Raw genomic sequence first — 11565 nt, forward strand, 5'->3', positions numbered from 1 at the left:
CGCGGAAGACATCGCTGCGGGATTTGGCCGATCAGACGGCTGTCGCTCGGTCGACGTACGAAGAACATCTTCGAAAGGCCGAGAACAAGCTCCTCACGAACGCGGGACAGTTCTTGCGGCTGGTCACCGCGACATCGACGGCGGACCCATTGGGCGTAGCTAAGACTCAACAGGCCGAACACGCTGCCGACTAGTCTACCAGATATGAACGTCCTGGAACGCATCAAGCTATTCGTGTTCACCGCAGAGGTCGGTAGATAGAGGGGACCAGTTATCATTCCCCCATTGTCCTGAATCACCGTCCTCTTGGCTCTTGATGCGAGACATGATACAGATGACTACGATTGACCCCGAAGCGCTCCGAGCGAAGTTAGAAAACGGAGAGGACGTATGTGTGGTTGATATTCGGTCAGAAGAGAACTACAAAGAGAACCATATTGAGGATAGCGAGAACCGCCCCATTCGAGAAGCTCTCCTGTCGGGGAATATTGAGGAGGCGTTAACAGAACTGGACGACCTTCCGGATGATGAGGAACTTGTTATGGTCTGTGATGCAGGAGTCGCCTCGACAGAAACAGCACGACAACTCCAAGACCAAGGGAAGGATGCAACAGCTCTTGATGGTGGGCTAAATGCGTGGGAGCAGAGTCAAGAGTAGTTGAAACATTTGCACCCCTAACTAACGCCTGTTCCAGTTGAGAAAATATTGAACTACCAGTAAACTCGCTGTTTCCAATTATATCTCTGTTGCTTAACCTTTCGCTCATCGAACAGCTGGACTGTCTCAAAGCGCAATTTGCCAATATTCTTTGAGACAATTGAGAAAGCAAATCGTTCAGTATCATCGTTTTCAGTATTTTCGCTGCTTTCAGTCCTAACACTCTTCACGATGAACGACGTACATTCACTCAACGATGTCCATCGATCGCGACACATTCGAGAACACGAGCGAGGACGAACTCGCGGACCTCTCCATCCCCGATCAAGTCCTCGGATTTCTCGTTGCCAACGAGGATCGGGCGTTCAAGGCCCGTGAAATCGCCTCTCATATCGGCGTCGACGAGGGCGCGGTCAGCACCGCACTCTCGCGATTGAAGGATCGTGACCTCGTCGAACACAAAGCGGCGTACTGGGCGATAACTGATGATACCGACCGACTCGACGGGTATAGTGGCTACGAGCGGGCGACTACCCTCTTCAACGAGCAGTTCGGCGCGGAAGACAAAGAGTCGTGGCGCGACCACGCCGCCAGTGAGTCACATCCGAGCGAGGAGACCGAATAGTGACCAAGGCGGAGTCGGCTCCAATTTTCGAGCGTGGAGATGTCGTCTATGGCGATGATCCATTCAAAGGCGACGAAAACGCCCGGCCGTGGCTCATTCTCTCGAACCACGACGGGCGTCCGTTCCACGGCGAGCAGTATATCGTGGTGACGCTCACAACGAAAACCTGGATGGACGGGCTCATTGATATTCCCGGGGAGAGTTGGCTTCGCGGTGGGACGCCAGACGACAGTCGGATCGTTCCGTGGGGAGTCCAATCGATCGACCACGAGGACATCGATTTCTGGCAGGGCCGTCTGGAAAGCACTCTCGTCGACGAAGCGGTCGCTGCGCTTGCCGAAGAACTACAGTAGCCAGTTTTTCAGCAACCTTTGATTTGGAGATTTCTCCATAAGAATACCTATTTGATGTATTACTCTCAATATCTCTCTCAAGACCAAGTCCAGTATATGAGGTCTGTCACACCCGTTGTAAATAGGAAATCGGGAGTGGTCGCTCCGTTCGTGTGACGACCATTCATCCCACGCCTGGAAAGAGGCGGCCGCTCCGATTCCCGCAGCAACCACACGCGGCGCCAGCGGCGGCAGGGCACGTGCCACCGTGCCCAATAATCCTACTCACGGGTCCCAGAGTATTGCGTCCAGATAGTCACTCAATAGTGATAACAACCTAACACAAGCACTAATACTTGCTATACGTACAAGTTGACAATGGGTATGGATGATACCGAGGTAATCCAATTACTGCTGGATGATACCAATCGAACCATCGTTGCTCAGCTCAACGAGTCTGCTCGCGAGCTCACGGTCGACGAACTTGCAGAACGCATTGTCGGTGAAAATGTTCTCGCGCTGCATGCCACAGAATACGAGAACCGATTTGAAGAAACCGTTATATCACTACATCACAGCCGCCTCCCGCGACTTGCCGAAGCCGGGTTGATCGAGTACGATGCTGCCGAGAATATCGTCAGCTATGGGAACTATACGACTCTTAACCCGGACTGGGAGGAGATCGGTGCTATCGATGAGCTCCTCTCGCGGTTCCGAACTGAGAGCCCCGCTGACACGGAAAGTATTGGCGTCCTCGAGGGCCGAGATGCGGTCTATGAGTATGGTCGAGAGTTAGCGGATCGCGCCGACGACGAGCTCTTTCTCATCTACACCTCTGACGAGCTGCTCCATGAGGAGTGTCTTCCCCACGCGAAAGCTGCCATCGACCGCGGTGTTTCCTTCGCTGCTGGCGCAAAAAGTGAGGGGACACGCCAGTTCTTCCGCGAATCGCTTCCAGAAGCGACGGTGTGGGACCCACAACTTGACTGGATGAACAACCCGGATGACCTCCCGAAGATTAGCCGGTTAATCTTCGCGGATCGCGACAAGGTTCTCGTCGGGCTCTGGAAGGAAGCAGACGGCGATAACTCGAACGAAGAGATCGCGATGATCGGCGAGGGCGCGCGGAATCCATTGGTCGTCCTCGTTCGGGAACTACTGGGGCCGCGACTGGACCATCTTGACTACCAAAGTGAGACCTTCATGACGGACCTGCCATTCGAACCATGACTGCCAACAAGGAGAAAGACGACACTTCGGACAGCACTGTGACGGAAGCAACCCAGAGCCTGAACTACGAGATTGGCGAGACCGAACCACCGAGTATCGCTGTTGTGAAGGCGGTCGCTGCGGTGACTGGTAAGGACGTGCGCGACCTTGCGCCCTTATATGAGGTGATAAATCCGGTCCATCTTGATGGGATGTTTGACGATCTGGATGAGGCAGCACATTCCCACGCAGAAGTCTCCCTGCAGTTCAACGGGTGTACGGTGACTGTGACTGCTGAGTCGGTCCACGTTCGGCGGTGTGAGTGATGGTCATAGTAGTGTAGTTTCTTCTTTCGTGCTCATCCCGACGGTGAATCTAATGACGTGATTTTCGTTGGGGTATTCGTGATGGGCTGCAGCCAGAGGCTCCCAGTTGAAAACTGGGAGTGAGTACCGTCAACGATATCGAACACGGTCTCATATGCAGTCCATGACTGGCGAAGCGCCCCCACTACCACAGGAGACCGAGGAAATCGTCTCGGTCTGTGAATCGGGCGAGCCGTACACGTCGCGTGAAATTGCGGACGAACTTGAGTGCGCTCGGACGACAGCATACAAGAAGCTCCAGCGGCTGGTCGAGGCCAAGATTCTCAACACGAAGAAAGTCGGTGCTCGCGGGCGGGTCTGGTGGCTCCCACTAGCAGTCGAGCCCAGCGGGTTAAACGCTGGCTGGGAGACAGCCGAGCAACAACGAGAGCACGGCGATCTTGTCGCAAGCGAACAGCAGTTTCGTGCCGTCTTCGAGGCGGCGTTCGACGCGATTCTGATCGTCGATGACGACGCCAAGTATGTCGACGTGAACCCAGCAGCGTGTGCCCTATTCGGACTGCCACGAGATGACCTTCTCGGGCACACAATTGCCGACTTCGCCGCCGACGGGTACGATGTCGAGACAGCGTGGCAGGATTTCCAGGCAGCGGGACTCGATCGCGGGCTCTTTCCGCTGGTTCGTGCCGACGGTGAGCACCGACTCGTCGAATTCGCTGCTACGCCGAACATCCTGCCGGGACGGCACCTCTCAGTACTTCGTGATGTGACCGAACGGCAGGACACAAAGGCACAGTTAGAACATGAGCGAGAACGGCACCAACAGTACCAGAAGACACTCGCCGCAGACACGGTGATCCAACTCGAGATCCAGGTCGACGACGAGGTGTGCAACCGATTTGCTGCTGCGCTGGACTGCACGTGTGAGTTCGAAGGGCTGGTTGCGACATCAGATGGCCAATTGCTCCACTACATGACGGTATCGGGAGCGCCACCCACGGCTATCCGGGCAATGGCGGCTGAGTCCGCTCATATCCAGCAGTATCGTGTTGTCTTTGCCACCGAGGAAGCGACGCTGCTGGAAGTAGCGCTGGAGCAATCTCCCATCAAGACGCTTGTCGAGGCGGGGGCAAACGGTCGGTCAATGCAAAGCTCAGGGGAGGGGACGACAGTCGTCGCCGAACTCGGCGCTGACGGAGATCTTCAGCAACTGATTACCGCATTCACGGCGGTGTATCCCGACGCAGCGATCGTCGCAAAGCGGACTGTGAACCGACCCATCGTGACAACCAGACAGTATCGGGAATCGCTTGCCACCACCTTGACCGAACGCCAGATCGAGGTGTTTCGGGCCGCGTATCTGGCAGGCTATTTCGAGTGGCCACGCCACAGTCAGGCCGAAGCCCTTGCGTCGTCGATGGGAATTGCCGTTTCGACGTGGCTTCGCCACCTCCGCCTCGCTGAAGGGAAGGTCGCTCGTTGGTTCTTCGAGGAGCTAGAAGCCTAGCGTTCGCTACTATCTGCTCTCAGTGGCTTGCTTCAGGTAGCAGTTGGCCTCGACCGTCTCAAACACAAGCATGCTAGCCAGCACGACACAACTACAAGATGAACTGTTCGACCGGCTCTCGCATCCGGTTCGAAGACGCATTCTTCGTGACCTCGCTGCCGCTGATCGTGGGACAGTACTGAGCAGCGATGACTTCATTGGCGATAGGAGCCAGTCAAAGCCGGCCCGGATCGAGCTGTACCACACCCATCTCCCGAGGCTCGCCGCGGTCGGGTACATCGAGTGGAATCGGCAAGCCGACATAATCACACACGGTCCAGAATTCGAGTCGATTGCACCGTTCTTAGATCTCCTGACCGACCACAGTGGTCTTCTCCCGGGAAAATAAGACCCATGAGTCGTCTGTTCCCGAGTGGAGCTGCCTGCTAGTCGAGCTCTAGTCACTGGCTCTATTGCATTGTCAGTGTGGCCGTCCGCATCGCAGGGCATGCGTGGTACTCATCGATATTTCGAGTGGGGGGTGAGAAAGATCCTCGAAGTGGCTGTCAGGGGCGAGGAGTGGTTCATCGCGTTTGACGACTCAAAATTAGAGCGGTCACTGGAAGATTTCTAATAGTGGTTCCATACTCGACGGCCCGTCACACCCGTTGTGAACAGGGAATCGGGACTGGTCGCTCCGTTCGTGTGACAACCATTCACTCCACGCCTGCACGAATGTGGTTGCTCCCGGTTCCTGCAGCTACTGTTGAGTGCAGTCACGCTGTTCGTCATCGGCGCCGGCATCACGCTTCTCACGGGGCGGTCCGTGCTCTTTTCTGGAATACGGCAGGTCGGGATTGGATTCACTGCTGCGGTCCTCACCGATGGTGTCAGGGGCTTGACTGGAGTGACGCTCGTCGGCTGACGACGGGCTTGGACACGAGTGGTCGGCGAAGGCGCGGCGTCCAGGAAGCAGGCGCTTATCCGCTCAAACCTACTAGCAGGAATATCTCATTCGAGTGCGTACGGACAATATGGAATTCGTTCGTGGCGTCGAGGTCGCCGACAGAGTGTATCGATTCGGGACGCACCGAATCAACTGGTACATCATCGAGGAGGACGATGCGCTCACCGTCGTCGACGCTGGCCTCCCCGGACACTGGAACCTTCTCGTCGAAGGTGTCGAGGCACTCGGACACACGGTATCCGACGTTGCGGCGATCCTCATCACCCATGGTGACATCGACCATCTCGGCTTCGCCGAATGGCTTCGAGTAGCCGCTGACGCGCCGGTGTGGATCCACCCGGCCGATGTGCAGCGGGCGAACACGGTGTCCCGGTCGCTTCCACCGCTTGACTTCGTGACGGTGCTCTGGAAGCCCCCGGCGTTTGCGTACTTCGTCGAAGTCGTCCGTTCAGGAGTCGGATCGGTGCCGCAACTCACGGCGTTCGAGATCTTTGAGGATGGCGACGAACTCGACGTCCCTGGACACCCAATGGTCATTCATGTCCCTGGCCATACAGCCGGGTCGTCCGCGTTCTATCTCCCCGATCGAGATGTGCTCTTCTGCGGTGACGCCCTGATGACGTACAATGTGCGAACTGGCCGCCACACCGAACCGGCGGTGTTGCCACCGATACACTACGACGCCGAGAAGGCGAGGTCGTCGACACGGAAATTGGACTCCTGTGGCGAGGTCGTACTGTTGTCCGGACACGGTGGGCCCTGGACGGGAGACATGAGGACCGTCGGATAACAGCTGGCTCGGCGGGCCAATAACAAAGTCCGTTCGCCGCGAAGTGGATAGGGAACACGAGAGGGGCAGCTCGAAAGAATTCCCCTGCGCTCCAACACCAGTCCAATGAATCCAATCGAGAGAGGAAAAATCACGCTCGACGCGTGGCGGGCCAGAAGAGCAACCCCTGCAGAGATAGAGGCCCGGCAGCGACGACGGCTCGCTGAGATGCTCTCATTTGCCCGACGACAGTCACGGTTCTATAAACGATACTACGCCGACGTCCCCGAGGGCAGTACCGACCTCACACAGTACCCGCCCGTAACGAAGCCGATACTCCTGGAGCACTTCGACGACGTCGTCACGGACACAGCGATTACCAAAGCCGAGATCGACGTATTTGTCGCGGACGAGACGAAGATCGGCGAGCGCTTCCTCGGTAGGTATCCAGTTTGGACGACATCGGGAACGACGGGCGAGCCGGGCATCTTCGTCCAGGACGAGACCGCATGGACCATTTCAGATGTAGTGGGCGATCGGTGGATCGTGCCCGCAATGGCCGAACTCTCATCACTGTCCCGACTCATCACGCAGAATCTCCGCATCGGACTCGTCGCAGTTTCAGGCGGTCACTTCGCCGGTGCGGCTGGCCTCGAGATGATGCGGCGAGAATCCGTCTATGGAGAGCGTCGCCTTCGGCTCTTTTCTCCAAAAAGCCCGATCGACGACCTGATCGCCGATCTGAACCAGTACCAGCCCGCCATCCTCGAAGGCTACTCGACCGTCCTCGTCGAGTTGGCGCAAGCCCAGCAGGATGGTCGACTCAACATCAGCCCTGCACTCGTTCTCCCCACGGCAGAACCCATCTCTGAAACCCAAAAGCGAAGGCTGCGAGACACCTTCGATTGTGTGGTCCGCGAACTCTATGGGGCGACGGAGTTCGTCCCGATTGCCGTCGAGTGCGAACATGGGAATCTCCACGCTAATACTGACTGGGTCGTCCTTGAACCGGTCGACGAGGACTATCAGCCGGTCGAACCAGAGACACCGTCTGAGACCGTCCTCATCACGAGCCTCTCGAACCGAGTGCAACCGCTCGTTCGGTACGATCTCGGGGATAGCATCATGCTATACGAAGAGCGGTGTCCATGCGGGAGCGCATTCCCGGTTATGGAGGTCGGCGGCCGACAGGGAGCCGTGCTCCGGTTCGAAACTGATGACGGAAACGAAGTGCCGATTTTCCCACTTGCACTCTCGAGTGTCGTCGAAGAAATACCGGGTGTCCGTCGAACCCAGATTATTCGTACAGCTCCGACGACTCTTCAGGTTCGCTTTTCGGTCGTCCCCGATGCGACCGAGGACGAAGTTTGGAGACAGATCGAGCAGGAACTCCAGACATTTCTTCAGGGTCACGGAACTGGCCACGTAACCGTCGAAGCTGCGTCCGAGCCACCACAACGAGAGACGCGGAGCGGGAAGTTCCGGCACGTCTGGTCAGAAGTGATAGACTGACTCACTTCGCTCAGCCCGGGTCTGATCTCTCTTGGAGACAACCATCCCACCGTTGTGAACCGCGAATCGGAACTGGTCACGTCGTTCTGTCTGTAGATGGGGAGCACGAATCGCCGATTAATTTGGCTCTCAACCAACCGAATCAGGTTCACGCGTCAAGTTCCTCACAATTACCGAATGCATCTCAGCTGGGATAGGCATCGACCATCGAGATGAGAGCGGCCGCGACGCGATATGCAGGCATCGTGTCGTCATGGAGGAGCACAACACCAGCGTGTGCCTCACCTAGAAGTGCGCCGAAATCTTTCACGTCACTGGTGACGACGATGAGCTCGTGTTCACGAGCGTAGGGGAGGGACGTCGGCTTCGTCGTCGGCTCCCTGTCCGACTGTGTCCCGAACGTGGACTGCGAATAGCACCTCTTTGTCGAGATACGTGCCTACTTTCGGATCGTGATGTTCGTCGATCAGAAACCGCCACGCCGCCATCTCATACGATATCCGGTCCGACGCCCTCGGAACGCTCGATTGAGTCCCGGACGTCTCCATTGCTTATCTCGACCGAGCTCTCTAATGACTACTCAAGCCTTGCTATTGATTGTCCGCGATCCGTTCGACAGCGAGTACGAGTCGATAAAAGAGGTAGACCACGAATAGTCCGATTCCGATACTAAGCAGTCCACCCCATACTGCAAGCCAGAGGATGATATTAGCAGTAACAAGAACACTATACAGGAGGGAAACAAGGAGGAGGCCGGCGATGGTGGGCACAATAAACCGGGGAACCTTGATTTGCAGGTCGGCAACGCTCATAAAATCTAATGAGGATACAACTAGAATAAATCTTGTGAAGCGTCAGGCTCTGTTCACACCTGCAGTTGAGGAGTTTCCACGAAGAAATATATTGCAATAATAGGGTTTCAACAGAGCCGGTCATTCGAGATGGCGAACGATAGTCTCGCTATTCGATCGTCTTTGGTGGCGGGTAGTACCCGGTGTGCTCCATACCGTTTTCCTCGATCCACTCTAGCGTTCTGAACCTACAGTCATGCGTTATCATGGCTCGAGTCCAGTATTACATATGGCTTCGATTACCCTGTTACTTGGAACGGCGCTACGATTCCCCGCCCTCCGAAACACGTCGCCCAGAACGAAGACGGTCGTGGCCCTCGGCACATACGTTGCGTGGACTACGCTGACGTGGCTCTTAGAAGGCCGTATCCAGACGCTCCTCCGCCCGGAGGCTGTGGCTGACCGACTGGCCTACACCGTCCTTACGAATATCGTCGTCGGGACAATCCTCGCCTTGCTGCTCGTCCGAGAGTTCGTTGTGAACGACTTCACTACCCGGTCAGCTCTTGGTTTCCGTTCGGTGCCCCGGACCGTCGGTGGAATTATCGTCGGGGGAGCTCTCGGATTCGGAGTCTATGTCCTGCAACAACCTCCGACAACAGACCTAATTGTGATCGTGAATGTGTTCGCGCAGGTGCTTCCCGTGTCGATTGCCGAGGTCGTAGTGTGTTGGGTCGTCGTCGGTGGCAGCATCAGTGCGGTATTACGACATCGGGGGCTACATCCGATCCTCGCGAAGGGAACAGCGCTCGGTGTATCGGCGGTGCTCTTCGGCGCCTACCACTTCGCGCATAGTCCACCGTTCAATACGCTTGCGATGGTTAGCCTCCTCACTGTAGTGGGCGTAGGAACGGGACTGGTGTACTTCGGGAGTGGATCACTCTATGGCGCACTCATTTTCCACAACGTTATGGCGCTGTTCGGTATCATCTCGTCAGTCGTGGCGACCGGTCAGCTTGAGATGTACCAGCAGCCACTCGTGCCGCTGCTGGCAACTGCTGCGGTCGCACTGGTCGTCCTCGTCAGTGTCGAACGGCTAGCCGTAACATCGCCCTGAACAGGTGACGAAGATCTGTCCGCTATGTGGCTTTACAGGCAAATCGCTTGATCCCGATTCTCCTGTCTGTGTTTGCAGCGCTAGTAGAAGTGGGCATCACACCCGTTGTGAACAGCGAATCGGGACTGGTCGCTCCGTTCGTGTTACAAACACTCACTACACTCCTGCAAGAATGGGGTCGCTCCCGGTTCCTGCAGCTAGCAAACAGCAGCGTCGGCGACGGCAGGGCACGTGCCACCGCGTCCATCCACATCGATTCTGTGCCGATTCCCGTCTTATCTCGTGTTCGTCACAGGGTTACCCCGAAGACTCCACCACAACGGGTGTGACGCCACCAGTCGTTGCTTTCCTATCGCCGTTCTCCAACAGATCGAGACCGACGTAGCGTTGCTCGACTAATCTCTCGGCGGCCTCCATGTCCATCGCGAGCAACTCAGTCTTGGTCTGGTCCCGGCCGACCTGGCGTGTCTTCTCGACCAGATCGTCGCCACCGATATCGATTAGTTTCTCCCAAACACGTTTGACCGTCTGGCGATGGGGCTCCTTTCCCAGTTCCGCGGTCAGCGCGGTCTCCACGTCGCCCTTCGTGAAGAAGACGCCACTCCCGTCAGTGCGTTCGGTGGCGAACTCTGGCCAGCGTTTCGCGACGCTAATCGCTCTGTACGTGTTCTGGCGGTTCGACCGTTCGACGAACATCGTCTTCACTTTGGCCTGGCGGCAGTTCGCGAAGAAATCTAGCGGCGAGGAACTGGGCTCGATACCCGCTGGGAGCTGCTCGGCGTCTTCCTGCTGATCAGGATCTGCTTCGAGTTGCTGGGCCTTTGCGATCGCACTCTTGGCGATCTCGCGGGTTTGTGCCTGTTGGGCTTCGACATCGTCTAGGTGAACGGCGTTCTGTTCGCTTGCGGCGCTCGCCGTGGTTGCGATGTCGTGGGGTGCGCTCCTGGCCGGATTTCAATTAGTTGATAGTATCCTGCATGTTGGCGACGGTGTCGACGAGCGTTTCGAGAAGCTGTTCGACAAGCGGGTCAACCTCGCGGTCAGCTATTTGCGTGACGAGATCGTCAAAGACTGGTTTGTCTTAGCCGATAGCCATATCGAGGGCATCAGCAACGGCGGCGTCTCGCTCATTGACGGGAATGTCGTCGGTAGTAGTTGGGTCGGACATTGTAACTGTAGTACCCGTTCCAGAATCGAACCGAGTGACCGACCACGGTACGGACGCATGCGTTGACCAGCGCTGCCGCTCTCGCGGTGGGGCTGACTTCGTTCAATTTGTGGGAAGGCTACAGTAACCGTTAGAACTTTCCGCCCGTAGTACGTTGAGTGATTTAATGGACCATCTTGACGAGATCTCCGTCAAGGAACTTCAAGACGCTCTCGACAACGTGGACGGAAACAAGCCGACACAACGGTTGTTAGCGGCGATTGCGTACAAAAATGGTGTCACGCAGACCGAACTTGCTGAGTGGCACGACACCGGTCGAAGAACGATCTATAGCTGGCTCAAGCGACTCGACACCGACAAGTCGCTTGAGCAGGCTGTAACTGATGATAAGAGAACCGGTAGAAAAAGGAAGCTGTCAGATTTAGAGCAAAAAGAGTTTCAAGAGACTGTTCACGAACCACCCGAAAAAGCTGGGGTCGACGCGCCGGCGTGGACGCCGGCGCTCGCTCAAGACTATCTCGAAGAAACGTACGGTGTCACGTATTCAATCCCGAGTTGTCGGCGGTTGCTGAAAGAAGCGGGATTGAGCTATCAAAAACCGCGCC

The 11565-nt window shown here is 56.5% G+C and carries 15 protein-coding genes and 1 pseudogene; 13 read left to right on the forward strand and 3 right to left on the reverse strand.

Annotated features, from left to right (window positions below; genetic code table 11):
• The 11 genes from EGH23_RS25720 to EGH23_RS25765 form a co-directional block, all read left to right on the forward strand.
• Positions 1–194, forward strand: a 194-nt coding sequence (locus tag EGH23_RS25720) for a helix-turn-helix domain-containing protein (RefSeq protein WP_220582837.1), incomplete at its 5' end; no start/stop codon positions are given.
• A gap of 140 nt (positions 195–334) precedes the next feature.
• Positions 335–658 carry a rhodanese-like domain-containing protein gene (locus EGH23_RS25725; protein ID WP_220582838.1) on the forward strand — a complete coding sequence of 108 codons (324 nt, stop codon included), beginning with the start codon at positions 335–337 and terminating at the stop codon, positions 656–658.
• A gap of 256 nt (positions 659–914) precedes the next feature.
• Positions 915–1283 carry a MarR family transcriptional regulator gene (locus EGH23_RS25730; protein ID WP_220582839.1) on the forward strand — a complete coding sequence of 123 codons (369 nt, stop codon included), beginning with the start codon at positions 915–917 and terminating at the stop codon, positions 1281–1283.
• Entirely contained in the window at positions 1283–1636 is a 354-nt protein-coding gene (locus EGH23_RS25735) for a type II toxin-antitoxin system PemK/MazF family toxin (RefSeq protein WP_220582840.1), read from the forward strand. Before EGH23_RS25730 ends, EGH23_RS25735 begins: the two co-directional genes overlap by 1 nt.
• Positions 1637–1993: 357 nt before the next feature.
• Positions 1994–2845 (forward strand): DUF7344 domain-containing protein, encoded by an 852-nt coding sequence (locus EGH23_RS25740; protein WP_220582841.1) that lies wholly within the window; start codon positions 1994–1996, stop codon positions 2843–2845.
• Positions 2842–3150, forward strand: coding sequence for a HalOD1 output domain-containing protein (locus tag EGH23_RS25745; protein WP_220582842.1), 309 nt, complete (start codon positions 2842–2844; stop codon positions 3148–3150). The genes EGH23_RS25740 and EGH23_RS25745 overlap by 4 nt, the downstream gene beginning before the upstream one ends.
• 163 nt (positions 3151–3313) lie before the next feature.
• The gene (locus EGH23_RS25750; protein WP_220582843.1) at positions 3314–4657 is read left to right on the forward strand and encodes a bacterio-opsin activator domain-containing protein; all 1344 of its coding nucleotides are present in this window, start codon (positions 3314–3316) and stop codon (positions 4655–4657) included.
• Between the two features lie 70 nt (positions 4658–4727).
• On the forward strand, positions 4728–5045 hold the full coding sequence (locus tag EGH23_RS27465) for a DUF7344 domain-containing protein (RefSeq protein WP_425433286.1): 318 nt from the start codon (positions 4728–4730) through the stop codon (positions 5043–5045).
• Positions 5046–5402: 357 nt separating this feature from the next.
• On the forward strand, positions 5403–5561 hold the full coding sequence (locus EGH23_RS25755) for a VIT1/CCC1 transporter family protein (RefSeq protein WP_220582844.1): 159 nt from the start codon (positions 5403–5405) through the stop codon (positions 5559–5561).
• 109 nt (positions 5562–5670) lie between these two features.
• On the forward strand, positions 5671–6393 hold the full coding sequence (locus EGH23_RS25760; protein WP_220582845.1) for an MBL fold metallo-hydrolase: 723 nt from the start codon (positions 5671–5673) through the stop codon (positions 6391–6393).
• Between the two features lie 105 nt (positions 6394–6498).
• On the forward strand, positions 6499–7884 hold the full coding sequence (locus tag EGH23_RS25765) for a phenylacetate--CoA ligase family protein (protein WP_220582846.1): 1386 nt from the start codon (positions 6499–6501) through the stop codon (positions 7882–7884).
• A gap of 338 nt (positions 7885–8222) precedes the next feature.
• Here EGH23_RS25765 and EGH23_RS25770 read toward each other — a convergent pair whose 3' ends face one another.
• On the reverse strand, positions 8223–8432 hold the full coding sequence (locus EGH23_RS25770) for a hypothetical protein (RefSeq protein WP_220582847.1): 210 nt from the start codon (positions 8430–8432) through the stop codon (positions 8223–8225).
• 42 nt (positions 8433–8474) lie between these two features.
• On the reverse strand, positions 8475–8696 hold the full coding sequence (locus EGH23_RS25775) for a DUF8066 domain-containing protein (RefSeq protein ID WP_220582848.1): 222 nt from the start codon (positions 8694–8696) through the stop codon (positions 8475–8477).
• 268 nt (positions 8697–8964) lie between these two features.
• Between EGH23_RS25775 and EGH23_RS25780 the strand changes: the two genes are divergently transcribed.
• Complete coding sequence (locus EGH23_RS25780; RefSeq protein WP_220582849.1) at positions 8965–9792, forward strand: CPBP family glutamic-type intramembrane protease; 828 nt, start codon at positions 8965–8967, stop codon at positions 9790–9792.
• Between the two features lie 297 nt (positions 9793–10089).
• On the opposite strand, the pseudogene EGH23_RS25785 reads toward EGH23_RS25780, so the two are convergent.
• Positions 10090–10960, reverse strand: a pseudogene (locus EGH23_RS25785) (hypothetical protein).
• 166 nt (positions 10961–11126) lie between these two features.
• Here EGH23_RS25785 and EGH23_RS25790 point away from each other — a divergent pair.
• On the forward strand, positions 11127–11565 hold a 439-nt coding region (locus EGH23_RS25790), incomplete at its 3' end, for a winged helix-turn-helix domain-containing protein (protein WP_220582850.1).

It is taken from the genome of Haloarcula nitratireducens (assembly GCF_019599505.1).